Source organism: Noviherbaspirillum sp. FW303-A3, assembly GCF_058788695.1.
This window is the reverse complement of record NZ_JBYTAZ010000004.1, coordinates 198,858-223,672: the sequence shown is the minus strand read 5'-3', so window position 1 is coordinate 223,672 and position 24,815 is coordinate 198,858. Positions and strand designations below refer to the sequence as shown.

Sequence of the window (24,815 nt, the reverse complement as noted above, 5' to 3'; positions counted from 1 at the left end):
ATCGCCCTTGCTGCCGCCTGTCTGGACCATGAGTCGATTCTGCCGTGACGAGATTGGCAAGAGAAGAACAAAGGCGCGAATCCAGCTTTCGTCGATTGTGAAAGCTAACGACCCGGCTGCGGTAACGCGAGGTGCTCGATCAGGGTACGGACGTGACGAGGAAAGGCGTTCGCGTCACGCAGCCCGATCAGCAACCGGCGCTGCGCCCAGGCATCCTGGAGACCGATCTGCCGCAGGTTGAGTGAGCGGGCCAGACCATGAACGGCGTCCGAAGGCAGGACTGCAATTCCCATTCCCGCAGCCACCATCTGGCACATTGCATCAAAACTGCGCACGCGAATGCGCAGCTTCAACCTGCGCCCGATGGCTTCGGTCTCCGCCTGCAGTCGCTCGGCGAGTGAAGTGCCCTCTGGCAGACTGACAAAATCGAAGTCGAGAACTTCTTCAAAGCCGACCGTTCGCCGGTTGGCTAACGGATGATCGCGTGGAACGACCAGACCGAGGTGGTCTTCGCGGTATTCCCGCAGGTGCAGGCCCAATGCCGGCGTGCGGTCCGCAAAAATGCCGACGTCGGCACGTCCATCGAGTACGGCAAGCACAATATCCTTGCTGTTTCTTTCTTCGAGTTCAATCCGAATCCCGGGATTCGCCGCGGCGAAAGAGGCAAGCTCGAGGGGAAGGAACTGGGTTACTGCCGATGTATTCGCCCAGAGCCGCACTACACCCACAACTCCCGCCGCGTAATCGGACAACTCGGCCGCCAGCAGGTCCACGTCGCTCAGGATTCGCTGCGCATGACGGTATAAGGCTTCGCCTGCCACGGTTAGGGCAACTCCGCGCGAGTGCCGCTGCAACAGTTCGGTACCCACGGCCTGCTCCAGGTCGGAAATGCGTTTGCTGGCCGCACCTACCGCAAGATGGACTAGCGAGGCTCCCTTGCTGATGCTTCCGGCACGAACGACATGGCTGAACAAAGAAAGCGACACGATGTCGAGTCGATGAAGGTTCATGATGATGACCAACGAACTGAAGGAGCCTTTATTGTCCTCCCAATTTGGGAGATCTGGCGGCAGGACCGGACCGCGGGTAGTGCCCCGCAAGCGGACGTGCGTGAAAACCTGATCTGGCTCGCGTCCGTATATGTATTGGCCCCAATGCCATCGCCAACTGCTCCGTTGCTCGAAAATTGACAATGGCGTCAAAGGTAACTGCAAAAATTTTATGAGATCGACTTGGGCGCCAGGACAATTCCTTAACAGGGCCTCGGACATTGCAGTGCATGCCATACAAACCGTTTGGCATTGGGTGGCACTACAGACGCGGACCTGGGCGGCGCGGTGATTTTCATGCTTGGTTAGTATGCGTCGGCGCTCACCTCGGACAAGGGAACCGGCTTGGGTGAGTGGAGACCATCAGATATAGCCGTCCTGATGAAAAACGGGGTTTCGAATCGCGGTGCCGCATTTGGGCCGATGTCGGAAGTAGTTAGCGGCAGCCTCCAGTACCTGACCGACCATGACCTGAATTCGATGTGTACATACCCTAAGCCGCTGCCCAGAACCGCCGCACCGCATTCAGCAGGAGGGGTAGTCGCCTCAGCCGACACTGAAGGGATACTGAAACAAGGCGCGAAGCTATATGAAGCCAATTGCGCCTCGTCCGACACGGGCGAACAGTGCACTTTACTAACACCAGCATTAAGCACAAAGGTGGCTCCCTGATGGGATCGCAACAAGAACGACCGTCGCGCAAAACGGCAATAGTACTGCTACTGACATGGCTTGTTTATAACGTTCCTCGTCCTACGCGCAACTATTCGGAAATGCGATAAACAAGAAGAATGGTCGGTATGGGAAACGCCTGCCCATTGCGTGGAATCGCACAAGGAATTGCGCGACTACATTCAGAAAAGGGAATTCTCCCCGCAGAGCGAATTAGTGCCAAAGGATGATGTGTCGTACAACGCATCGACTCGGCAATTGTAAAGTTTAAACCGAGCTGCACCCCGAATCAGATCGGGTCCAACGAATCGTTACGCCGTAAAGACTTGCGGCCTGCAGCGCATACCAATATTCTGAAATTTCCTCGTTATGACACTTCGTACTTTTCTTGTGACCGGCGCTAGCAAAGGTATCGGCCGCGCCTTATCCGAACGCCTTGCCAGGGATGGCCATCGCGTCATTGGCATCGCTCGGCGCGCCGATGATCCAACGTTTCCTGGAACGCTGGTGTCGCTAGACCTTAGCGACCGAAAAGCTACTGCCGAGACGCTTGCTCGCCTCGCCGCCGAGCACTCGATCGATGGTGTTGTCAACAACGCCGGCTTCATCCGCCTCGCCCGCATTGGCCAAATTGATGTGGATGAGATGAGTCATCTCTTACTGGACAACCTGGTCAATGCAGTGCAGGCGGTACAGGCAATCCTGCCCGGAATGCAGTCGCGTGGCTGGGGACGTATTGTCAACTTGTCGTCGCTTACGATCCTCGGGGTCACCGATCGCACCGGATATGCTGCTGCCAAGAGCGCGATGGTAAGCTTCACGCGCACGTGGGCGCTCGAACTGGCACGCACCGGAATCACCGTAAATGCAGTTGCCCCTGGGCCAACCGAGACCGAAATGTTCCGTGCCAATAATCCCTATGGCAGCGAAGGAGAGCGGCGCTACCTTTCTATGATTCCAATGCATCGGTTCGGGAAGCCTGAGGAACTGGCCGCAGCAATCGCCTTCCTGCTTTCAGACGATGCGAGCTTTATTACCGGGCAGACCCTTTTTGTCGATGGCGGCGCATCCGTTGGACGGGCGCCAATTTAACGGTTTTCCGGCACGACAATGTCTGAAAGCGCGGGGATGGCACGTCTTGACTCATACCCAACATCTGGCTAAGCGCAGGATGTGCCGTTTTGACTAGAAGGGCAGCGTTATTAAATCCCTGTAACGCATCATATATCTTCAGCTTGTATAGTTCTAATTCCTTAGCGTGCGCAGCGTGCAATTACTGGGACGGTCATATTTTCCCAGTGATAGGACGCTTCATGAGGCGTTGCACGCTCTATGCAAAAAGTCGATCTGCAGCAAGTGAAGGATGTTCGTAGTCAATTGTGATCTCTGCGCACGGCGGCTGGAGCGGGAATTTTGTGGGAAATGTGGCCGGATAAACGAGGGAACATCCTCGCGGTTGTTTCGGAACGATAAGTGGCACTGCATTGTTCCCGCAGAATTGGACCTTTTTGAACGTGGCACTTTGACATCCAGTCCCTTTCGACGTGATGCGCGTCTGCTTATACTGGAGTTAGAAGCGAGGCCATTTCAAAGGTGAGGCAGTTGGAGCAAGCTCGCAGTCCACAAGAAGAGCGCCATGCACGCTATCGCGCTCTGTTCGAAAAAAGCCGTTTGCCGATCGTCATTTGCGATCGGCAAACGCTCAGTATTCTCGACGTTAACTTAGCGATGCGAGAGGTCTCAGGTCACCCGCCAGAGACACTGAGTGCTCTTACGCTGCTGGAATTGGTCGATACCCCTGTGGACTTCCAATCGGTAGAAAGGCACACGCTGTACTGCTGCAACGGTTTTACTGTTCCGGTCCTAACATATCCAGCGGGAAATAGAGATGACTTTGAGGTCATTCTTACTTTAGTGCCTACCCTGGTGGCCGGTGACGACGTGGAGCGCGAGCAGATGGAGAGCGATTTGCATCGCGTTCAGGCGCTGGCCGGTATTGGAACCTGGTACTGGACCCCTGCGACAGATCCTTTCGTTTCCTTATCGCCGGAAGCGCTTCGCGTCTTCGGTTTCGACAATAGTACGCGGATGCAGATCGACACCGCACATCTGCTGGAGCGGGTTCACCCTGGGGACCGGGAACGGATTCTGGAGGTACGGCGGGCGGCGCTTGATGAGCCCGGAGGACATTATGACGTCCGTTACCGCGTCGTCCGTCCGTCTGGAGAAATGCGCCATGTCCACTCAATTGTCGAGGTTCGTCATGATGCCGCCGGGCTTCCGTCGATGTTGGTTGGTCTGCTTCAGGACGAAACCGAGCGTGTGCGCGCGGAGGAGTCGATCCGGCGCCTCGCCTACTACGACACGATCACGCCGCTGCCCAATCGCAACTTGTTTGACCTCGTATTTAGCGATGCGCTAAAGCAGGCACAAGCCGCCAGCGGTCGCCTTGCGCTCATGATCGTCAATCTCGTGCAGTTTCGGGACGTCAATTTTGCGCTTGGCCATTCCCAGGGAGATGTCTTGCTAAAGCTGGTGGCAGAACGAATTCAGGCGCAGTTGCGCGACGGCGATTGTGCAGCGCGCGTCGGCTCCCGCTTTCCGATTATGCTACGTGCGGCAAGTGGCAATGAGGCGCGAGAGCGGGCCCACGCAATTCAGCGAGCACTGGAGCTGCCGTTTAGGATTGCGGGCATTGGTTATGAAATCGGCGCGCATGTTGGCATCGCCCTCCATCCAGATCACGGCGACAGCTACGCGACGCTACTGCGACGCGCCGACATTGCTTTACACCAAGCGCGACTGAACGGACAAAGTCTCGCCGTCTATGATAAAGCGATGGACCCGCACACCCCGGAGCGCCTGGCGCTTATCGGCGATTTCCGGCATGCCGTCGAACAGCGCCACATCCAACTCTATTGCCAGCCGAAGGTAGACATGCGGACTGGGACCGTGGTGGGTGCCGAAGCGCTGGTCCGCTGGGAACATCCAAAGCTAGGTACGATTGGGCCAGACCTCTTCGTTCCCTTGATCGAGTCGACGGACCTGATTCATGTCCTGACCCAATACATGCTGACTGCTGCCGCGGAGCAATTTCACGCTTGGGGTGGAGAAGGCATAACATTGCCGCTCGCAGTGAATCTATCGACGCGCGACCTTGCGGCATTGGACCTTGCAGGCAAGCTCGAAGCCCTGCTCTCCACGCATGGTCTTGCACCAGATGCCATCGGACTCGAAGTCACTGAAAGCTCGATCATGCGGAATCCGAACGTGAGCATTGCAGAGCTCAGTCGGCTCAGCCGTATAGGATTTCGCTTGTACATTGACGATTTTGGCACTGGGTACTCGTCCCTCAGCTACCTAACCCGTATGCCGGTGAACGTCATCAAGATCGACCATGAATTCACGATGAAGATGGTGCACGACCGGCGGGTTGCGGCGATTGTGCGCTCTACAATCCAGCTGGCGCACGAACTGGGCATGACCGTCGTCGCCGAGGGTACTGCCGACCGAGCCATTTGGGAGGCCCTCGTGGCTATGGACTGCGATGAAGCGCAGGGTTTTCTCATTGCGAGACCATTTCCCGCAACCGAACTTCGCCGCTGGCTCGCAAGCGCGCCCTTCAGGCTGCCCGAAGTTTCACTGTACCGCGGCCACTGAAACGGCTTAGCAGGTGCCGAAAGGCAACGTCTTTGTCTTTTTCCAGCGACGCCGCAGGGCAGTGGACGTACGGCCTTGATTGGAGGTTGGACACTCACTATGGTCAGGGACGCTTCAGCGCTCCCAATGTGAGCCTAGGAGGATGCTGCAGAGATTTCCGCGCTGGAAGTGAGGATCCTTAAATGCGAGAAAGTCATCGTTGAAGGTGCCGAACGTGGTTTCGGGCCGGTGCTTCAGGCCCTCGTAGAACGTTTCGATCACCTCATCCCCAAATTCGCGACCGCGAGGATACGCTGTGACCACTGCTGTACGTTCTTCTTGCGTGAAGTGGTGGTAGTTGCGGCCAGCCATGTCCATGCCGGCACCCTCCTGTACGAGGAATACTTCAGGATGCATGTGTTCCGGAATGCCCGGCGTTGTGTGTAGCGCGATCGCAAGCCATACCTTCTCGATGTCACCTTCGGAGATGCCATATCCTTTCAGATAATCGCGTGCAGCGTTCGCGCCATCCACCTCGAAGCGCAAATGACTGTCGTGGAAGCGTTTCGTAATGCCGATATCGTGGAACATGGCAGCGGCATAGAGCAACTCGGAATCGAACTTTAGGCCGTGCCGTTTCCCAGTCAGCGCGCCCCACAAATAAACCCGTACGGAGTGATGGAAGAGCATATCGCTCTCGGTGTCGCGGATCAGCTGGGTAATTTCGCGAGCAATGGTGCTATCCGGAATTTTCACACCGAAGATGTCGAAGTTTTTCATCATGTCAGTCTTGTTCTGTCCTGTTGATAGGGCAATGTCTGATTTCCAGGCGTCCGGCGCAAGAACCCCGACGAAGCTCACGATAGTTTAGAAAAGGCCGATTGCTTCGCGGGGGGGGGGGCGGCATGCTGCGGCAATTGCTATTTCGGCACAGGGAGAACCAGTTGCTTTTCGCCTGGGTCGGCGACAAAGATGGCAAGGAGCTTGGCTGGCTTTTCCGTGCTTGGATTACGCGTCACCAGATGATGTGCGCCCGGCGACTCGTACCAGCTTTCGCCAGCGCGGTAAACACGCGGCTTCTCGCCATCAACCGCGCTGACGATCTCCCCGGCGAGTACATAGCCGAAAACAAACGCCGACTTGGGATGGGTGTGGGCGGGGGAATTCGCGCCAGGCGGGAAAAGCACTTCTACGGCGATCAACGCCTTACCAGGCGCGTTCGGCAGCGCATGGTTGAACACCGGCGTAATCGTCTCTGGATGCTTGCCCTCACTATAGCCGGTACCTTGGTCCAACTCATGAGCGCCGGCGTGGATGGACACAGCAGCAAGCGCGGCAATACAAACGCCCAAAATTGCGTGGGTCATCAGACGGTTTCCTTGTCAATGGATCAATTATTGATTGACCGCAGCCGGTGTCGCACGGAAGCTAATCGCCATTCGGTTATATACGTTCATAAGGCCGATCGCGATCGTCAGATCAGCAAGCTGCTTCTCGGAGAACATAGCGGCGGCAGCTTCGTACTCGGCATCCGGAACGCCGGTCTCGGCTACTCGGGTCACCGTCTCAGCCCAGGCAAGGGCAGAACGTTCTGCGGCATCAAATAAGGCGCCGCCTTCTCGCCACGCCGGAACAAGTACTAGCTTATCGACAGACACACCCGCTTTCAGCAAGTCGCGTGAGTGCATGTCAATACAGTATGCACAGCCATTGATCTGCGACACGCGAAGGTAAACGAGATCGACCAGTGTTTTCGGCAACCCGCTTTGCAGAATGTGGCCGTAAACGTTACCGAGTGCCTTCATGCCATCGGGGGTCGCGGCGTTGTGATCCATGCGTTGCGTCATTTTGTATCTCCTAATCAAGGAGCCGGCGCACGGAGCATCGTGCGTCCGGCAGTGGTTAAAAAAACGTTGCCATAAATGGCGGATTTGTATGAGCCATAGCGACACTTCCGATAGGGCTGTGCAGCGTCAGGAAAATCGCGATGCTTACGGAGTGCCCAGCAGGTGCAGAAGCCAACTGGGTAGGGCTAACCGTGGGGAAGACAGCAATACGCCCGCTAACTACCATTCAAATGCCGGCGTATAAGTCTTGCAAGCCGAGCGGCGCAAGATCACAGCCGCGGCCCTTCTCACATTCCCGTTTTTCGCTACGAGTTGCATAGGATTTTGCGCGCGCTACGAGTGCACGGGTAGCGTCCGGACGGACGACATTCGATATAATTGGGCCATACGAAAGATGGCGCCAATTGCCCGACGCACGAAGGTCGCCGTCTTCGCCTTCGACGGCATTACTCCCTGTCCGTGCCGTACCTGATTTTTGGGGGCAATCAACTCGATGCTGCGATAGCAGCGTTCGATGTAGTCGTCTGCGCGGCTGACGCCGGTTCTTAGCTGACCACCTCTGGCTTTTCCATCACTACGGATTTCGGCCTTTGAGAGGTTGAATCGGCCGAGTTTCTAATCATGCCGTCTTGCACGAGGACTGTCGTGAGGCATCGCCCGAATTGATCGAGGCGTTACGCTGGTCGCACCGCCGCAGTGCAACTGTAGTGGGGTAGTGTCCGGGCACATTTCCGCTGGCCCAAGCCGGCCTGTTAGATGATAGAACAGCGACAACCCATTAGCAGCGCGTTGATACGTTAGCAGAACGCCATCCGAAAGTTAGAGTGAATCCGGACGTGCTGTATGTTGACGAGGGAAATATTGTTACTTCCGCTGGTGTCGCGGCTCGACTCGATTGCTGCCTGCACCTGCTACGCCGACTGTCCGGCGCAGAACGCGCCAATCGCTGGGCGAACAGGCTATTGATCTCACCATATTGGCAAGGCGGGCAGGCGCAATTCATTGAGAGCCGCTGCCCTTGACCAAGAGTGCCGGTCGGCTTTCGGGCATCCGCGAATGGGTGATGGCGGACCTTGAGCAGACACACAACATTGAATCACTCGCGAAGCGTGCGGCGATGAGCAAACACAACTTCACTCGTCACTTTCGGCAGGCGACCGGCACATCGTTCATGCAGTGTAAAGAGTCCGCCGGCCGAAATATGACATTATAGCGCTAATGTCATATTTTACGGGCGAGGAGTTAGATAATCGAGGTATTACGTAATATTATCAATGCTCATTTGCCGTTTCCGCGCCCACGAAAACACCCGAATTCAATGAAAGCCAGCTGCTCGCCGATATCGACCAGCTGCGCAGCTGCTTCCCGCACACTCAGGACGTGTACCGCGAAGTGTGCGCGCTGCTGTTCTTCCGCTACGGCATCACCCCGACCACCAACAAGCTGTACCAGCTGGTGCGCAAGGGCAGCATGAGCGCGCCGGCGGAGGCGCTCAACCGGTTTTGGGAAGACTTGCGCGACAAGAGCCGCGTGCGCATCGAGCATCCGGATCTGCCCGAGTCGCTGAAGACCGCTGCCGGCGAGCTCGTCGCGTCACTGTGGTCAGCGGCGCAGGGCGCCGCGCAGGAAGGACTGGCGACACTGCGCAGCGAAGCACAGGCACGGGTGGCGGAAGCCAGGCAGGCACAGGCAACTGCGGAAGCGGATCGGGACGCCGCAAGGGCATCCCAAGCACTGATCAGCCAGACGCTGGAGCAGGCACATGCGCGGGTTGGGGAGCTGGAACAGGCAGTCGCCGCACGTGAGGCGACGATAGCGGCGCTGGAGGCGCAGCTGCAACATGCGCGCGGTGAAAATAGCGGGTTGTTGCAGAAGCTGGACGACGCGAGGCGAGATTTCGGACTCGAACTCGAAAGACTACGGTCGGCTGCAAATCTCGCGGAAGAACGTTTCCGCGCCTCAGAAGCACGCGCACTGATGGAGATTGATCGTGAGCGAACCGCCGCGAGTAAGTTGCATAAGGAAGTTAATGGGTAATAGCTCGGCGAGTACCGTCTGGACGAATTAGCGTCGGGAAGCGACATTAGTCCCCACTGAAATGATGGTGGTGACAATAGTGGAGCGACAAGCGTCGAACGGGTCAGGAAGGCGGCCCCGATTTCCAATCGAGTTCAAGGCCAAGCTGGCCGCACGTGCTTGCGAGCCTGGCGTATCAGTTTCCAAACTGGCGCTCGAGCACGGGCTCAACACCAACATGCTGTTCCGATGGCGCCGGCAATATCGGGATGGCTCGCTCAGCGCGCCGCTGGACACGCCTCCGACGCTTGTGCCGGTCAACGTCGTGCCGCACACCGAAGCGCCGCTGGTCGAATTGCCGAGTCCGGCAACACGATTTGGCAATGCTCCAGCTACGCCACCGACGCCAAGCGCAATCGAGATCAAGATCGCTGGTGCAGTTGTGCGCGTCGAGGGCGAGGTTGATGTGATACGCCTGCGCGCCGTGCTGGCGGCATTGCGCGCATGATCAGCCTACCGGCGGGCACACGCATCTGGATTGCGGCCGGCGTGACCAACATGCGCAAGGGAATGAATGGTTTGTCGGCGCTGGTGCAAACCGCGCTCGAACAAGACCCGTTCAGCGGCCAATTGTTTATCTTCCGCGGGCGGCGCGGTGACATGGTCAAGGTGCTGTGGTTCGACGGCGATGGCTTGTGCCTGTTCATCAAGCGCCTCGAGCGCGGCCGGTTCGTCTGGCCGCAAGCGCCTGACGGCACGGTGTCGTTGACGCCGGCGCAGTTATCCATGCTGCTGGAAGGAATTGACTGGCGGCGCCCACAGCGCACATGGCAGCCACTGATGGCGGTGTAACGCCTGCGCAAGAGTTGTAAACATCGCGCGGTTTAGGCATACTGCTCACATGCCAATTCAACAACAGCTGCCCGAAGATATAGCCACGCTCGACATTGATGCGTTGCGCTCGCTGTTGCTGGCTGAGCGTCAAACGGTTCAGGCGCTCAAAGAGAAACTGCATACACGCGATACTGAAATCGAGCGGCTCACGCACATCATTGCCAAACTGCGTCGCATGCAGTTTGGCCGCTCCTCCGAGAAGCTGGATCGCCAGATCGAGCAGATGGAACTCAAACTCGAAGAGCTGCAAGCCGATCGCGCGGCGCAAGAAGCGGTCGCTGCCAGCGACACGCAGGCCCCGGAGAAGAACAAACCAGCACGGCGTCCCTTGCCTTCGCACCTAGAACGCGAGACCCACACGCATACACCGCAGTAGCAGTGCTGCCCGCCCTGCCAGGGCAAGCTCAATTACCTCGGTGAAGATGTGTCGGAAATGCTGGACTATGTGCCCGGGCACTTCAAGGTAATTCGCCATGTCCGTCCGAAGTACAGCTGCACCGGCTGCAGCCACATTGTGCAGGCCGCTGCGCCGTCGCGCCCCATCGAGCGTGGCTTGTTTGCGCCGGGTTTGATCGCGCAACTGCTGGTGGCGAAATACGCCTACCACCTTCCGTTGTACCGGCAGGCGCAAATGTATGCCAACGATGGCGTCGAGCTAGAAAGCGCGACCATGTCGGATACGGTGGGCGGCGCGTCCCGCCTGCTCGCGCCCCTGGTCGATGCACTGCGCCGCTATGTGTTTGCTTCGTACAAGCTGCATGGCGACGACATTCCGGTGCCGGTGCTGTCGCCTGGCAAGGGCACGACCCAGACTGGCCGGCTGTGGGTGTACGTGCGTGATAACCGGCCAGCGGGAGACGCGGCCGCACCGGCGGTCTGGTTTGACTACTCTCCCAACCGCAAGGGTGAACATCCGCAGCGACACCTGAAGCACTTCACCGGTATCCTGCAGGCCGATGCATTTGCCGGCTATGCGCCGCTGTATCAAACTGGGAAAGTGATTGAGGCGGCCTGCATGGCACATGCGCGCCGTCATTGGCATGACATCCATGTCGAGCATGCCTCACCGACCTCCACCGAGGCGCTCGACCGGATCGCTGCACTCTACGTCATCGAACGGGAAGTGCGTGGCCAGCCGCCGGACATCCGACGTATGGCAAGGCAGTCGCGTGCCGGGCCACTGCTCGAATCAATGCATCGATGGCTGCAAAGCATATTGGCGAAGTTCTCCGCGAAGTCGGACACCGCCAAGGCGATTCACTACATGCTCGAGCGCTGGCAGGCATTGACGCGCTACGTCGACGACGGCCGCATTGAAATCGATAACAATATCGCCGAGCAGGCGCTGCGCGGTGTGGCCGTCGGAAGAAAAAATTGGCTGCATTGCGGATCGGACGCCGGTGGCGAACGCGCTGCGGCGATGTACAGCCTCATTGGTTCTGCCAAAATGAGCGGCCTGGACCCGTTGGTCTACCTGCGGCACGTGCTCACGCACATCGCCGACCACCCAATCAACCGGATCGACGACCTGCTGCCCTGGAACGTCTCCGTCGCGCTCGCACCCGCTCAACTCGCCTGACCTGGCCGGCAACACCACCGCTCACCGTACCACTTCGCGTCGACAAATTCAATACGTGATCGACCGAGGGCTTACGTTAATGGCCTGCGAGAGAGCCTTGAGCAAGCGGCAGAGCGCCATCGCGCCGAACTGGCAGTTCTGCAGGAACAACTTGGCAACTATCGGCAAAAGGCAGGGGAGCTCGAGGGGAATCTGAAGGCGGTCATCGCAAATAGAGACTTGGTGCTGGTAGACCTAAAGACTTTGCGAAGTATGCTGGAAGAGAAACAGTCAATGCTTGTTCGTACGGAAAACGAAGCGGGCGAACTACGGATTCAAATTGAACGTGCACAGCTTAAGATTGAAGAGCTATTGCGCGCCGAAAAGCAGATGCGTATGCCGCGAAAAAAAAGTCAGGCCAAGGGGACAACTAATCCGTAATCAGTAGGGCGGAAGTTTCGCTCCCTCATCGGCACCAGCAAGTAGAGCTAGCGACGTTTTGCGACTGAGCTGAGACAACCCGCTTCGAATGGTGTAGCAGCGCCTTGTAATCCCCAGGACCGTTAGTCTTCCGCATCCGCACCGATTCCGGCGAAGTGAGCGGGGGGGCTGAGTCGACCAGAATGATTTCGACAACATCAGCTACACCACACCACGTTGACAACCACTTTGGCGCAGCAATCGCCGTAGTACCCACCGGCAAACGGCGGCTTTCGGATTACGTGCAGACGCTGATGAAGCCTTTCCGGAAGGCAGTTATCGGCCAAAAGCTGCCGATGTGCGATGAAATCCGATGAGGTCGTTCGAACCTGCTATAAAAGCAGTCTTGTTGCAAAAAATCAATTTTTAGCCATACACTACAAGGAGAATTTAGTTACATTCTTTGGTCCAATGAGGGCGAACATGGACGACAAACTTCTTGCTGTTCTGGTCGGCATATTTGGAGGCGCAGTTGGCTACTTGGTGACCACGTTTTGGATGAGGCCGATACTCCAGTTCCGCGAGTTGCGGATGAAAGTCTTTGCCGACTTTATCTTCTATGCGCAGGTTGTTAATGCCGAAGGCCTGAATGACCGAATGCAAAAGCTGTATGAGGACCGAATTCTTGCGAACCGTCGGCACTCTGCGGAACTTGCCGCGTGTATTACCGAGTTCCCATGCTGGTACATGCGCTGGTTGTATCTTCGCGGTCTTGCACCAGAACTCGCGGCTTCGCATTTGATTGGGTATTCCAATACAACGGACTACGATCAAGCGGCAAAGGTCATGCGCGCTATAAAGAAGTCTCTCGGATACAAGCTAGGCCCCAATGATTAGCGGCGAACCGAACATGACACTCAAGTTTGACGAGGCGCATATCATCTATCGGTACAAATACCTTCCCTTTACGGAAGGCTCCCTTAAGACGATATCTGAGGGCACCATAAAGTTTACCTGTCCACTCGATTTCAACGACCCATTCGATTGTCTTCCCTACTACGACACGACAAATCTAAGCAATATCCACAAGATACGCTCCGATCTATTTAGGGCAGCGGGAAACCGTCGAGGCCTGAGCCCCGCGCAGCGGATTCAAAGGAAAGAAGAATTCGTTTCTCGCCTACGCAATCGCATAAACGACGGGACGTTCGCCAAAGATCGACTGCAGCGCGTTGGCGTTGTGAGCCTGAGCAGAAATCCCCTGAACATACTAATGTGGTCCCACTACGCCGCATATCATCAAGGGTTTGTTTTGGAATTCCGCATACCGACAATGGGTCGAAGTGACGACATTATCCATATAACCGACCGACTTCTTCCTTTCCCTGTAGTGTACCTGACAGATAGACCTAAAATCGTCGTATCGCAGTTTGATACAGAAGACTTGGTTAGTAAGATTCTTCTCACGAAAAGCGATCTTTGGCAATACGAAGAGGAAGAAAGGGTAATTTCCGAGGATCGGCCTCCTGGAATATTCCCATATCGGCGAGATGACATATTGTGTTCCGTTGTGGCTGGAATGCGTATCTCGGATGCCAATTTCGAAACCCTAATGTCTATATGCAATGAAGTCAAAAGGAGCAAAAATCCGGGCTTATCTCTCTATAAGGCTGAGCCACTTAAGGATAAATATGCACTCCATGTTCCCGGACATCCTCGTCTTAGTCTCGGCGTTGATGTATGACATATTGCTTAGCTCGGTAGGCTGGGATGCAATCCCAGCTATCATTAATCGAATTTGATCCTGCTGGGATTGCATCCCAGCCTACTGAACTCACTTTCCGAATCAGTGGAAGCCTGCTTGTCCTTTCTCTGACTGGATTGGTGCTGCCACTTAACAGGGAAATGTCACTCATCTGTTGGATTATTGGAGGCGTGTCTTTGCCGGTTTGTTTGATAGCGGCCAAGAAGTTAAAGGACGTCGAAAAAATCGATGCGCTTGCGGATGCGGCATGGCTCAAAGATGACCATTTTTCAGAAGGAATGCCGGATGCTGCCGACGATTAGCTCTAACTCATTCGACACCGACACACGAGTGCGCAGGTCAACGCTGCGTTAAGTCACATGAAGCTTTATGAATTCGTCAAGCATCTGCACGACCAACTCCTCGCGTGGTCGACGGACCTCGTGTTCGACAAGCGAAACCAGTTCGACTTCGCTCGCGTCGCCATGTACAGCACACTAATCGAGTTCACAGGGGCGATCATCTGTCTTATCGAGAATCGCGCTCGTGTCGCAGTTCCGTCTGCGTTCCGCTCACTTCTGGAAGCCGCAGTGGAGTTAAGAAATCTCAACAAGGATCCTTCGTATGTGGAGCACATGTATGCCAGCCATACAAAGCAGTGGCTGGATGTGCTTACGGAGGCCAAGAAGGGCAATTCATATCTGGCGTCATTCAAACAGCTAAACCTCGACGAAATCATCGCCAATGACGAACGTGCTCTGAATAACTTGCAGAAGAAAGGTAAGCGTCCGCTCAACATCTTCGAGCGCTTCGAGCGCGCTGGCATGGTCGAGGAGTATCGATCCATGTATAACTTCCTGAGCTGCGATGCACACAGCAACATGCGGGCCCTGGTATCGAGGCATTTTGAAGAGACGAGCAGCGACTTTGATCTCGTGCTCTACAAAGACGAGCCGATTGAATCATTCTTGGCTACGCTTGATAGCGTTGCAGGCCTACTAGTGGAGGCGTCAATCGCAACTCACAAAGGCTTCGCATCTAAGCGAATAGCTGAAGTCGAAGCCCTCTACGAACAGCTGGTAGCTTTGCGTGGTGGCTATGCGAACTAACGAGCGCATCAAGTTCGTGCGCTGTGCGCACCCGACTTGCAACGGCAAAGCGGCGTTGACTCGCACCGCGAATGGCCGCTTTCGGCAAGGCTGACCGGCCGGCAAGGGTCGTTCTCGACGAGTCCCAGCCCCGCCACGGGCGTCAGGATCCTGGCGCAAAGCAGCCGGCAATACGGATGCAGCCAACCAGCGAGAACGGCCAATAGCAGACTAAGAAGGCTGTCGCATACTTCCCGCAAGCCGCCGTTCGACAAGCTCCCCTGGCACATATTGCTTTGTCAACATTCTCATGGCAGCATCCATAGAAGCTGTCTGCTTTTCCCGGTTATTTAGTATTGTGTGAGTCCACAGCGGATTGCTGGAGGCCAGCTGCGACAAGGGTTCTAGTCGATGTGTTGCGCCAGGATGGGCGGACACGAAGCCGGGATAGGCAGAAATTTTTTCACCCTAATTAAAGTTAGGTCTCCGTGCAAAAGAAATACTGCTTTATCGGATCGTTGATGTTATGCCTTGCTGGCTGGGTATTGCTTTCCTTTGCGGAGATAAACGCCGAATACAAGGTGGAAGTCAACTTGGCTCCAATGGGAAGCGGCATTGTCCCAACATATGCCGAGTTCCTAAGTCAAAGGCGAAGCGAGTTGATCTGGTATTTATTGCCTGACCTTCGTACCCCGCTTGTAGCACTGCTTCAAGCACCGTTTATTTTGTTGTTTTTCGGCCCAGTTGCTGCTGTATTGATCACTCAGAGCAAACACATTATGCTGGCTTGCGTTTTTGGCGCGGCGATTATGACGACTTTCGATGTCCTTCAGCTACTTGCGTTTGAAGGCGGAGATAGGAAAGGTTGCGAAGGATGCTTCGTACCAATCATTGGCCATGGTTTACTCGGTGGAATTACACTCGCATTAGCGCTCGCAACAAGGAAAAGTCGAATGCCTAACATCGAATTCGACGCGGACGCCGATCGTCGTCGGTCAATATAGTCATTAGCTGTCACTCAGACCCAATGGCCCCTGACGCCATTCGCTTCGGATCAATCAAAGAAGACCGGGGTTGGTACTTTGTCGAGTACTCGCCACCGATGGCTAAATACCCTTTTTCGATATTGCAGCTTTCCGTTGTCGAGCCGCACCCGCCCGCGATGGTGGCAACAGCGATGGAAACAGAGGCACAGAGTTGGCTTAGTCGCTACCCGGTGCCGTTAATGGCAACCGCCTTTTCAGACGATGGGTCCGTATTCTCGCTGGAAGGCGTCCGTCCTATTAACCACCTGATGACTTGGTTGAGTTCACCGGAATCCACCCCCATCCTTCGCTGGGAGCTGGTCGGAAACGATGCACTACCGGACGTAGCCCTCAACCGAGAGTTGCTCAAGGAATTATTCGCCGATGTCCCGTACACGACAGGGCGCGAAATCCAAACCGACTTTGCCAAGTATGTTGCGACCCGTAAGATGCAGTGGTGGCTGGTATTTGTATGGGCCGTCGTCGTACCGCTTGTCGTAGCTGTAGTCGAGTGGTGGAGTGATCTGCTGGGACTCCTGGTCCTCGGGTACGCGTTCTTGAAAGCGATAACCCAAGCTCTTCGCCTCACTGGGCATATTCCTAAGTCAGCGAGGGAGCGTGAAAAAGAAGCCGAAGAGCTAAAGATGAAGCATCACCACTATCACTGTGAGCGCAATCCTGAAGCATTTGAGCGCCTCAGGGCAGAAAATTTTCGCCGAGAAGAAATTGAGCGCACAAGAGCTGAAGCAGCAGCCCTCAAAGCCCACGCGAACAAAAGCGACGGCTAACTATTCGTTCGAGAAGGACGCCTTCCAATGTGCTTTGCCCGCTTTTAGGCGCCCCCTCAACTCAGGCACGTTAGAAAACTTTAGGAAGGCGCAACATGGTGGCACCTTGTGGTCCGGATGACGAAACATGGCGACGAATGGGCCCGCGGGCAAAGAAGGTGTATTGGACGTTTGCAGCTCTCATCGCTGGATGGGTGGTTTATCTATGGCTAATGGCATAGCCATAATGCACCTTCGTTAAGTTCACCGATTGTTGCGGTTTGCGCTGATTTAAAACGTTGAAGGTCCGCTCTCTGGCATATCAAATGGCTGCTCAGGGTCGCCTGCTCGCGTTCGCCGCAGGAAGGACAGGTTGGACGCTGGCTCATAGCCGCCGGTGCCGCTAGGTCATGCGGCAGACACAACCGGCCAATAGCTGCCGTTCGACAAACTCATCTAACTGATATTGCTTTGCCAACTCTTCGGTGGCAGCATTTTGGCTGCGCGTCTTTTGCGCAGATTGGCCAGCCATCACCAAGGATGAGTAGCATTCCAACCACCGGAAAAAGCGATGAAAAAAATAACGAGTGTCGTCCTGCTGTCGCTTTGCTTCTTCCTTTTTAGCCAGGTGGCACAAGCACAGGCATCTGGGATACCGGATAACGGCTGGTTTCCATTGCAGGTCCGCTTTACGCCAGATGATCAACAGCTGCTCGTCAATGCCTGTCAGGAAGCTCATCCGGAGTACTGCCAGTTAATGCTCTACGACCTGCAGTCCAGGACCTGGAGCTTGTTGCCGGGACAGGATTCCAAGCGCACCTACCAGCGCCCGTCATTCTCTCCCGATGGGAAGCATTTGATCGTCTCTAGTCATGAATGCAAACCAGCCTACTGCAACTACATCGATGCCAGACTTACAATCCTTGATGCGGATGGCGGCAATCCACGCGAATTGCCCTTGGAGTCGCAGTTCAAGGGCACCGATCCGAATCGTGATCCCGGCGTCATTGCGCGTTTGCGGCCATCGTTTTCCCCGGACGGCAAACGGCTGATTTATTACCGGATGGTGATCTGGCAGCTGGCAAGTCGCGGCATGTTCCTTCCACGCTATATGCTTTGGGAACTCGATCTCGACACGATGGAAGAAAAGCGGCTGCTGCCTGACAGCGTGTTTGAAAGGATCTTTTCATCGCCAAAGTATCTGCCTGACGGAGATCGATTTCTTTATTCGGCGTGGCCGTCAATCGGTGTGCAACGCGCTCATATGATTTTCATGAACGCGCGTGACGACAAGAAGCTCTCATATTTCTTCGTGCCGAAGGACGATCGATATCACTGGTCGGCGATCTTTGACGTCTCTGTGGATGGACACTCGGTGATTTATTCGGCCGGCTCGCTGGGGACGCTTCGGTATTCCAAACTCAGTGACATAGAAGCGACCAAAAAAACAGTTTTCATGCTCTTGAACGGTGCTGGCCTGATTCTGGATAGCGCCTTTTCCAACAATGGAGATCGTGTTGCGTTAATACGCCAGGAAGCCAATCAATTCAGAAATACATCACCAGGTAAGAAAACCCTCTGGATCATCACGCCGTTGACTGCGAATGGCAATCAACAGCTTATTGCCCTGAATTGGCAACAAAGTCAGTAGTGATTTGATTTGTTGCCTTAAAGGTCCGCTTCCAGGAGCGTTCAATTTCCGCTAAGGGTCGGGTGGAGCAGTTTGCAGCGCACTCGTGACCGTCTGAAATACAGCCTAAAGCAGTCAACCCTAAGGTGCGCCACGCCGGCTCAGTCCGGCCATGAGCTGCCAGTGAGGCACGATTAATGACGCTCCAAAGCAGACATTGTCCGAAGTAACTGGAGGAGCAGCCGCCTATTCAGCGCCGAAAGGACAGAGATTGCTTCGCCCCCGGCATCGGCCAAGCCTTTCGGCTCCGTCCAACCTCGCTTCGCACGTTTCCGAGTCGCGAAGAAACGCCAGTATCCAAGGAGAGGCAACAAGCTGGACGCTCACCCTGCACCGCAGATGAGGACGCCTGAATTCTACCAGGCAGGCTATTGACTGTTTGCCAGGCGTTTCGATAGACTTCCGCTACCGAGGTGAGCAAGCCCAGACACTGTTCACCCAGTCCATTCACGCCGGGGTGACCTTGATCGCAAAAGGTTCACGCCAACTTGGACGACCCAGGACCACCTGAGTACCCCGGCTAGATAGTGCCTCGGTACGGATTTTCTGCAGTGCTGATTGACCGTCAGCACCGCAGAGAGTCTTTACCGATGGCCATCTGACGCGGTAGCGCCCGCAAATGAAGCCATCGATTTCTTCCCAACCTAGGAGATTCACGATGGCTTATTTGCATTCTGACGCCGGTATCCCGGCCAACCACTGGCACCAGCCCACCCTCGACACGCTGGTCTCGCAGGATGATCCCCGCGCGTGGCGGGGGTACAGCACCGAAGCGTGGGCCCGGTCCTGGGGGAACCACGAACTGGCCGACCGTTGCGCGGCGCATCCCGAGCTGCTCCGCAAACTCAGCCGCAGCGAGACATGGACGACCTGTCATGACGATGCCATCGAACCCGATCTGCGCGTTTACGCGGCCATGGCATACGGCGGCGCCAACATGGGGCCCGGCGAGGAGAACAACTGGCGGCTGACCAAATCCATGCCGAATCTGCTGCCGCTGCTGGCCGAACTGCCCAAGCTCACCCGGGCCGACGCCTACGAGCGTTTTCGCAAGCTGCGTCGCCAGGGCTTGCTGCGCGGCATCGGGCCGTCGTTCTTCACCAAGATCATGTACTTCTTCGGCTGCAAGGGCGCCTACATCCTGGACCAGTGGCTCGCCAAGTCGATCCTGGCGCTGCGCGCGCAGAACTGGCGCACTGGCGCCGGCGGAGAGCTGGTCTTCGAGCTAATCGAGGGCAACGGCATCCGGCTGTCCTTCGGCAAGGGCCAAGGCATCCGGGATTCCGTGAACGGGCTTGACTACGACTTCTTCTGCCGCGAACTGGAGGCGCTGGCCGAGAAGCTGGGGCTGCCGGACGGTGCCGAGGCTGAGCGCTGGGCTTTCTCCGCGCCGCAGTCGGCCTGGCGTCTGTTCCTCGACGCTCTGGACTGGACCTCCCCAGGCACCCACAAGAAGCGGCTCGAAGACGCGGCGAAGCGCCCCGCATCGAGCCGGGCACGGTGCGCCGAAGTCACAGCGATGTCGTTTCAGAGCACTCTCGGCAACCATGCCTGCGCATAGCTTGTTGCGCTGATCCCAAGGCTTTAGCCCCTCGATGAATTCATCATGCACTCTATGTCGGAATGGTGCAAAAAGGCGCCGTACCGACTCTCGCATGCTGAAATGAACAATAAACTGGCAGCTGATTCGGTTGATTGCGGACGTTCGGACGGCTGCATCGTACTTCCGGTTTGGGTCGCGTGGTGCAGATCCTATTGTCGAGTAGAAGGTCCGGAGCCTGGCTGAAAGCTGCCGGCGTACTTAACGATCATTTCTGCCGGGTTCGGCCAAAAGCAGCCGGTCACCCTCTCGTCAGACCGACCTCCTGAAGGGCTGCTTGGTGGTGGCGACGAGTTTGGCCATCGGCACGAAGAACAGCGATTCGCGGAACCACTGATCGGCCTCGACCGGCTCACCGGAGACGATGGACATGCACCCGCCTTGGGGTGAGGTCTTGCCTTTTGACGGCGCTCAGTTCGCCGCATGCAAAAGGCAAGACCTCACCCCAGACCGCAGACCGTGCTCCGATTCAGTCTCACCCATCGACTCAAAGGCAGAATCCAATGCATTCCAGCCAGTTGACCAGCCTGACAGCCTCCAGCTTGTATTCCGGTGTGTCACGTGCCCGTCGTTTCGATTCACGCATTTCTCCCTCATAAAACTGATTTTTACCTATAAACGATGGAGTATGTTTTCGAGGGGTAAGCTCCCAGTAAGTCCTCAACCAGAAAATATTTTCGGTTTTAGGGTTGGCTTATATATCAATGAATGTGGGGAAAGCATGAGCAACGAAAAGGAAGATCAACTGTTACAGGACTATATCCAGCGTATGGAGTTGGCCGAACAGATGCTGCCGATGATCGGCAGGTTGTATCGAAACAACGGCATCCTGATGCGTATTTACGGACGGGCCATTAATAACGTGACCACCGTTGACATCCTCAAGACGCACCGTTTTGCGCGTCAGTACACGGGTGAAGAGCTATCCATTCAGCACAGCTTTGACCTGGTCGTGGCTATGGAAGGCCTGCAACTGGCCCCGGCAAAAATTGACCTGGGGCGCCTCACCAACAAATGGCGCGCCAAGGGAGAAGGAATTTCTGCCACTGATTTTCTGCGTGACGAGCTGGCTCCAATCGTGGGCCACCCCGAGCCCCTGATCAAGGAACCACGCGACATCGTCCTGTACGGTTTCGGCCGCATCGGCCGCCTGCTAGCGCGCCTGCTGATCGAGCGCACCGGCAAGGGCAACAAGATGCGCCTGCGAGCCATTGTGGTACGCAAGGGCAAGGGCAATGACCTCGAGAAGCGTGCTGCGCTGCTGCGCCGTGACTCGGTGCACGGCCCCTTCAACGGCTCCATCGTGGTGGACAACGAGAACAGCGGCATCATCGCCAACGGTGTGTTCATCAAGGTGATCAACGGCGAAGGCCCGGACAAGATCGACTACACAGCCCACGGCATCAACAACGCCATCGTGATCGACAACACTGGCTCCTGGCGCGATGAGGCCGGCCTGTCACTTCACCTGCAGAGTCCGGGCGTGTCCCGCGTTCTGCTCACAGCACCGGGCAAGGGCTCGCTCAAGAACATCGTGTACGGCATCAACAGCGGCGATCTGAAAGACGAAGACAAGATCGTCACCGCCGCCAGCTGCACCACCAACGCCATCGTGCCGGTACTTAAGGCCATCAGCGACAAGTTTGGCATTGAGCATGGCCACGTGGAAACCGTGCACTCCTTCACCAACGACCAGAACCTGATCGACAACTACCACAAGGCCGAGCGCCGCGGACGCAGCGCGCCGCTCAACATGGTGATTACCGAAACAGGTGCGGCCAAAGCCGTTGCCAAGGCACTGCCGGAACTGGCAGGTAAGCTCACCGGAAATGCCATCCGCGTGCCCACGCCCAACGTGAGCATGGCCATCCTGAACCTGACGCTGGGCGCTGAAACTACCAAGGAAGCGCTCAATACCTACCTGCGTGATTGCGCGCTGAGCCCTGAGTTCCAGGAACAGATCGACTACAGCTCCTCCACCGAAATCGTCTCCAGCGACCTAGTGGGTTCGCGCCACGCCGGCGTGGTGGACGCGCCGGCCACCATCGCCAACGGACGCAACATCGTGCTGTATGTGTGGTACGACAACGAGTTCGGCTACAGCTGTCAAGTGGTGCGCCTTGCTCAACAGATGGCAGGAATTCAGTTCGCTTCTTTCCCAGCTTAATTTAACCTGTACCCGATCAAGGGGCTGCTGTGCTTGCGCACAGCAGCCCTTTTATGTACGGCAGACAACATAGCCAGATGAGACAGAATCACCCTACAATGCTTGACAAAAGGGAATGCATATTACGACCTTGAGGTCGTGAAAGACTCCACGGATTGATGGCTAGGCCCCAATAGCATGATCGACACAAAGAGAAACATCGACGTCGCCGCAAGAGAGTTGGAGGCAATGGCCCGCACAACAACTTTGAGCGATCTAAAAACGGCTTGGGAGTCGTTCCTGTTTCGTATTGAGCGTGCATGGGAGAGAGCAGAGCGGCTCGTGCAACACCAATCTGGTGGCGCAGCTCAATCCTGGTTGAGCGCAAATGCCAAACTCCGTAGAGCTGACTCGCTCCTGCAATATCTAAAGCAAGCTCGCAACGCTGAAACTCATGCGATTGCGTCCAGCGTCGAGTCAGACAAAGTCATATCCATATCTGATCGCTTTGGACGCCCTTTTACTCTCAATAACGTTAAGCTTTCCCTTGAAGGAACTACCCTTGTCATCGACTTGGACAGCCATGACATCGGTATTGATTGGACTGGCAAAGTGGAGCCATCGGACCCCAGGGCTGCCGCACCAAAACGCATTAAATTTCAATGAGTTGCGAGGCGGGTTGAAAGCATAAGGGAATCGGCGTCTACTCTGTCTTTTGGCGGAGAGCGCGATGAACCAGGAAGTGCGGTTCGAGGTTTGGAAAATACGCCAGCAACGAAGCAGACCCACAGCAGATGCGCTGCATGCGTGGCTGGCGGCACAACGACAGAGAGTGCCGGACGGCAGCGCGACGGCGAAAGCCATCGATTAAAGCTTGGGTCGCTGGAGGCCGCTGACACGTTACCTCGATGATGGCGCGCTGCCCATCGATAATAACTGGGTTGATAACCAGATCCGTCCGATTGCCGTCGGCAGAGGCAACTGGTTATTTGCCGGCAGCCTGCGCGCGGGTAAGCGGGCAGCGGCGGTGATAACCCTGATTTATTCGAACCGGCTCAATGGGCACGATGCCTATCTGTACTTGAAGGACATCCTGGAGCGCCTGCCGACACACCCGGGCAGTCGCATCGACGAACTGCTTCCACATCGCTGGCAACCCTCCGCCTGAACTACCCCGCTAACGTACATACCGCCGTCAATACGTGATGGCTGAACGCTTACGGTGGAGAACCCCCGCCAAATGCATCAAGAGATGGCATTTCCCTCCAACGCAATGGGCGCGATCCTCAAAACACGAGGAGAAAGGGATGAAGCCACGATTGACAAGGGAAAGAGGTGGGAACATAATTGACCAGCGAGTAGAATTTATGTTCAAAAGGTAAAAACATCTTCCAGTAAGTCGAAAATTGGCGGGAAAAGTGCTCCGGAGAGCCCGGTAGCATATTGCACGCATTGATCACTACAACAAGGCGCCGCAAGGCTCCATTCAAGGAGATATGATGTCCGATACTTCCGCAGTCTTCCTGAGCGAACAGGAAGTCATGATCCGCGACTCCGCCAAAAAGGTGGCCAACGAAGTCGTCGCAACGACCGCGGCCGCGCGCGATCAGTCGCAAGCTTGGCCACATAGCGAGCTGAAATCTGTGGGTGAGCTCGGCTTTATGGGTATGTTGGTGCCAGAAGAATATGGCGGATCGGGCGCAAGCTTTGTCGAATACTGTCTGGCCATTGAAGAGTTCGCGGCGGCGGATGCTGGATTTGCAACTATCGTCCATGTCCACAACAGCCTGGGTTTGACGCTGACGTGGTCAGCTAGTGAAGAACAGAAGCGAACACACTTGCCAAAGCTTGCGAGCGGTGAGCACATTGGCGCCTTCTTGCTTACCGAGCCTCACGCCGGATCCGATACCTCGGCATTTCGCACCTCTGCACGACGAGATGGCGATGATTATGTCCTGAATGGCAGCAAACAATTCATTTCCAACGGCAGCGAGGCTGGCTTGGCGATCGTGCTTGCGGTCACCGATCCGGCTGCCGGCAAACGCGGCAAAAGCCTGTTCCTGGTCGACCCGAAACAGCCTGGATATGAGATCGCTCGCGTTGAAAGTAAATATGGCCAGCACACTGCGCATATCGCGCAGATTGATCTGAAAGATTGTCGCGTGCCAGCCGAAAATCTCATTGGTGCCGAAGGCGCAGGCTATCAGCAAACGATGGCATTACTGTCGCACGGCCGTGTCGCAATTGCGGCGCAGGCCGTTGGGGTCGCTCGTGCCGCGCTGGAGGCGGCCTTGCGGTACGCCAAGGACCGGGAAGCCTATGGCGCCCCGATCATCAACTTGCAGGCGGTCAGCTTCGACCTGGCAGACATGGCGATGCATGTAGAGGTCGCACACAATTATGTACTGCATGCCGCACGCTTGGTCGATGCGAACATTCCGTGCGCGAAGGAAGCGTCGATGGCTAAGCTGTTCGCTAGCGAGATGGCGGAGAAGGTGTGCTCTACCGCGCTACAAATCCATGGTGGGTACGGCTACCTCAAAGATTTCCCGGTCGAACGCTATTGCCGGGACGTCCGTGTCTGCAAGATCTATGAAGGCACGAGCCATATTCAGAAGCTCATCATTGCGCGTAGTCTGGCCAAGGAATGACGCCGGGCG

21 protein-coding genes and 2 pseudogenes are annotated in these 24,815 nt (G+C 56.1%); 19 read left to right on the top strand and 4 right to left on the bottom strand.

The genetic code is table 11. From position 1 onward, the window contains the following. Positions 1-104: 104 nt before the first annotated feature. The gene (locus tag AC3WOY_RS29335) at positions 105-1,010 is read right to left on the bottom strand and encodes a LysR substrate-binding domain-containing protein (RefSeq protein ID WP_492430139.1); all 906 of its coding nucleotides are present in this window, start codon (positions 1,008-1,010) and stop codon (positions 105-107) included. 1,080 nt (positions 1,011-2,090) lie between these two features. Here AC3WOY_RS29335 and AC3WOY_RS29330 point away from each other — a divergent pair. Next, entirely contained in the window at positions 2,091-2,813 is a 723-nt protein-coding gene (locus tag AC3WOY_RS29330) for an SDR family oxidoreductase (RefSeq protein WP_492430123.1), read from the top strand. 510 nt (positions 2,814-3,323) lie between these two features. After that, positions 3,324-5,381: a putative bifunctional diguanylate cyclase/phosphodiesterase gene (locus AC3WOY_RS29325; RefSeq protein WP_492430121.1), complete on the top strand. Its 2,058-nt coding sequence runs from the start codon at positions 3,324-3,326 to the stop codon at positions 5,379-5,381. 114 nt (positions 5,382-5,495) lie between these two features. Here AC3WOY_RS29325 and AC3WOY_RS29320 read toward each other — a convergent pair whose 3' ends face one another. The 3 genes from AC3WOY_RS29320 to AC3WOY_RS29310 form a co-directional block, all read right to left on the bottom strand. Continuing rightward, a complete protein-coding gene (locus AC3WOY_RS29320; protein ID WP_492430119.1) occupies positions 5,496-6,143 on the bottom strand; it encodes an HD domain-containing protein in 648 nt (215 codons plus the stop codon). A 137-nt stretch (positions 6,144-6,280) separates the two neighbouring features. Next, on the bottom strand, positions 6,281-6,727 hold the full coding sequence (locus tag AC3WOY_RS29315) for a cupin domain-containing protein (protein WP_492430117.1): 447 nt from the start codon (positions 6,725-6,727) through the stop codon (positions 6,281-6,283). Positions 6,728-6,754: 27 nt separating this feature from the next. Beyond that, the gene (locus AC3WOY_RS29310) at positions 6,755-7,207 is read right to left on the bottom strand and encodes a carboxymuconolactone decarboxylase family protein (protein ID WP_492430115.1); all 453 of its coding nucleotides are present in this window, start codon (positions 7,205-7,207) and stop codon (positions 6,755-6,757) included. A gap of 1,380 nt (positions 7,208-8,587) precedes the next feature. Between AC3WOY_RS29310 and AC3WOY_RS29305 the strand changes: the two genes are divergently transcribed. The 17 genes and pseudogenes from AC3WOY_RS29305 (at position 8,588) to AC3WOY_RS29225 (ending at position 24,806) form a co-directional block, all read left to right on the top strand. After that, positions 8,588-9,244, top strand: coding sequence for a DNA-binding protein (locus tag AC3WOY_RS29305; protein WP_492430113.1), 657 nt, complete (start codon positions 8,588-8,590; stop codon positions 9,242-9,244). Positions 9,245-9,323: 79 nt separating this feature from the next. Continuing rightward, positions 9,324-9,731, top strand: a complete 408-nt coding sequence (gene tnpA / locus AC3WOY_RS29300; protein WP_492430111.1) for an IS66-like element accessory protein TnpA — start codon at positions 9,324-9,326, stop codon at positions 9,729-9,731. Further along, complete coding sequence (tnpB, locus tag AC3WOY_RS29295) at positions 9,728-10,075, top strand: IS66 family insertion sequence element accessory protein TnpB (protein WP_492430109.1); 348 nt, start codon at positions 9,728-9,730, stop codon at positions 10,073-10,075. Before tnpA ends, tnpB begins: the two co-directional genes overlap by 4 nt. Positions 10,076-10,124: 49 nt before the next feature. Then, positions 10,125-11,696, top strand: a pseudogene (tnpC, locus tag AC3WOY_RS29290) (IS66 family transposase). Between the two features lie 252 nt (positions 11,697-11,948). Further along, positions 11,949-12,116, top strand: a complete 168-nt coding sequence (locus tag AC3WOY_RS29285) for a hypothetical protein (RefSeq protein WP_492430107.1) — start codon at positions 11,949-11,951, stop codon at positions 12,114-12,116. A 462-nt stretch (positions 12,117-12,578) separates the two neighbouring features. Further along, the gene (locus AC3WOY_RS29280; protein ID WP_492430105.1) at positions 12,579-12,992 is read left to right on the top strand and encodes a hypothetical protein; all 414 of its coding nucleotides are present in this window, start codon (positions 12,579-12,581) and stop codon (positions 12,990-12,992) included. Then, positions 12,985-13,839, top strand: coding sequence for a DUF2971 domain-containing protein (locus AC3WOY_RS29275; protein WP_492430103.1), 855 nt, complete (start codon positions 12,985-12,987; stop codon positions 13,837-13,839). The genes AC3WOY_RS29280 and AC3WOY_RS29275 overlap by 8 nt, the downstream gene beginning before the upstream one ends. Before the next feature lie 26 nt (positions 13,840-13,865). Next, a complete protein-coding gene (locus AC3WOY_RS29270) occupies positions 13,866-14,162 on the top strand; it encodes a hypothetical protein (RefSeq protein WP_492430101.1) in 297 nt (98 codons plus the stop codon). 57 nt (positions 14,163-14,219) lie between these two features. Then, positions 14,220-14,948, top strand: coding sequence for a DUF5677 domain-containing protein (locus tag AC3WOY_RS29265; RefSeq protein WP_492430099.1), 729 nt, complete (start codon positions 14,220-14,222; stop codon positions 14,946-14,948). Between the two features lie 467 nt (positions 14,949-15,415). Further along, on the top strand, positions 15,416-15,931 hold the full coding sequence (locus AC3WOY_RS29260) for a hypothetical protein (protein WP_492430097.1): 516 nt from the start codon (positions 15,416-15,418) through the stop codon (positions 15,929-15,931). Between the two features lie 23 nt (positions 15,932-15,954). Next, positions 15,955-16,740: a hypothetical protein gene (locus tag AC3WOY_RS29255; RefSeq protein WP_492430095.1), complete on the top strand. Its 786-nt coding sequence runs from the start codon at positions 15,955-15,957 to the stop codon at positions 16,738-16,740. A 550-nt stretch (positions 16,741-17,290) separates the two neighbouring features. Continuing rightward, positions 17,291-18,370 carry a TolB family protein gene (locus AC3WOY_RS29250; protein WP_492430093.1) on the top strand — a complete coding sequence of 360 codons (1,080 nt, stop codon included), beginning with the start codon at positions 17,291-17,293 and terminating at the stop codon, positions 18,368-18,370. A 697-nt stretch (positions 18,371-19,067) separates the two neighbouring features. Beyond that, positions 19,068-19,970, top strand: a complete 903-nt coding sequence (locus AC3WOY_RS29245; protein ID WP_492430091.1) for an 8-oxoguanine DNA glycosylase OGG fold protein — start codon at positions 19,068-19,070, stop codon at positions 19,968-19,970. A 760-nt stretch (positions 19,971-20,730) separates the two neighbouring features. Beyond that, complete coding sequence (locus tag AC3WOY_RS29240) at positions 20,731-22,176, top strand: glyceraldehyde-3-phosphate dehydrogenase (RefSeq protein ID WP_492430089.1); 1,446 nt, start codon at positions 20,731-20,733, stop codon at positions 22,174-22,176. Between the two features lie 177 nt (positions 22,177-22,353). Then, a complete protein-coding gene (locus AC3WOY_RS29235) occupies positions 22,354-22,821 on the top strand; it encodes a hypothetical protein (RefSeq protein ID WP_492430087.1) in 468 nt (155 codons plus the stop codon). A 49-nt stretch (positions 22,822-22,870) separates the two neighbouring features. Next, positions 22,871-23,323 (top strand): annotated as a pseudogene (locus AC3WOY_RS29230) (IS66 family transposase). A 331-nt stretch (positions 23,324-23,654) separates the two neighbouring features. Further along, entirely contained in the window at positions 23,655-24,806 is a 1,152-nt protein-coding gene (locus AC3WOY_RS29225; RefSeq protein ID WP_492430137.1) for an acyl-CoA dehydrogenase family protein, read from the top strand. Positions 24,807-24,815 lie beyond the last annotated feature (9 nt).

Bases quoted from the DNA above. Each gene is read 5' to 3' on its own strand.
- AC3WOY_RS29320 (WP_492430119.1), bottom strand. From the start codon at position 6,143: ATGATGAAAAACTTCGACATCTTCGGTGTGAAAATTCCGGATAGCACC.
- AC3WOY_RS29285 (WP_492430107.1), top strand. From the start codon at position 11,949: ATGCTGGAAGAGAAACAGTCAATGCTTGTTCGTACGGAAAACGAAGCG.
- tnpB (WP_492430109.1), top strand. From the start codon at position 9,728: ATGATCAGCCTACCGGCGGGCACACGCATCTGGATTGCGGCCGGCGTG.
- AC3WOY_RS29310 (WP_492430115.1), bottom strand. From the start codon at position 7,207: ATGACGCAACGCATGGATCACAACGCCGCGACCCCCGATGGCATGAAG.
- AC3WOY_RS29250 (WP_492430093.1), top strand. From the start codon at position 17,291: ATGAAAAAAATAACGAGTGTCGTCCTGCTGTCGCTTTGCTTCTTCCTT.
- AC3WOY_RS29235 (WP_492430087.1), top strand. From the start codon at position 22,354: ATGATCGACACAAAGAGAAACATCGACGTCGCCGCAAGAGAGTTGGAG.
- AC3WOY_RS29280 (WP_492430105.1), top strand. From the start codon at position 12,579: ATGGACGACAAACTTCTTGCTGTTCTGGTCGGCATATTTGGAGGCGCA.
- AC3WOY_RS29270 (WP_492430101.1), top strand. From the start codon at position 13,866: ATGCAATCCCAGCTATCATTAATCGAATTTGATCCTGCTGGGATTGCA.
- AC3WOY_RS29315 (WP_492430117.1), bottom strand. From the start codon at position 6,727: ATGACCCACGCAATTTTGGGCGTTTGTATTGCCGCGCTTGCTGCTGTG.
- AC3WOY_RS29225 (WP_492430137.1), top strand. From the start codon at position 23,655: ATGTCCGATACTTCCGCAGTCTTCCTGAGCGAACAGGAAGTCATGATC.
- AC3WOY_RS29335 (WP_492430139.1), bottom strand. From the start codon at position 1,010: ATGAACCTTCATCGACTCGACATCGTGTCGCTTTCTTTGTTCAGCCAT.
- AC3WOY_RS29330 (WP_492430123.1), top strand. From the start codon at position 2,091: ATGACACTTCGTACTTTTCTTGTGACCGGCGCTAGCAAAGGTATCGGC.
- AC3WOY_RS29245 (WP_492430091.1), top strand. From the start codon at position 19,068: ATGGCTTATTTGCATTCTGACGCCGGTATCCCGGCCAACCACTGGCAC.
- AC3WOY_RS29255 (WP_492430095.1), top strand. From the start codon at position 15,955: ATGGCCCCTGACGCCATTCGCTTCGGATCAATCAAAGAAGACCGGGGT.
- AC3WOY_RS29240 (WP_492430089.1), top strand. From the start codon at position 20,731: ATGAGCAACGAAAAGGAAGATCAACTGTTACAGGACTATATCCAGCGT.
- AC3WOY_RS29275 (WP_492430103.1), top strand. From the start codon at position 12,985: ATGATTAGCGGCGAACCGAACATGACACTCAAGTTTGACGAGGCGCAT.
- AC3WOY_RS29265 (WP_492430099.1), top strand. From the start codon at position 14,220: ATGAAGCTTTATGAATTCGTCAAGCATCTGCACGACCAACTCCTCGCG.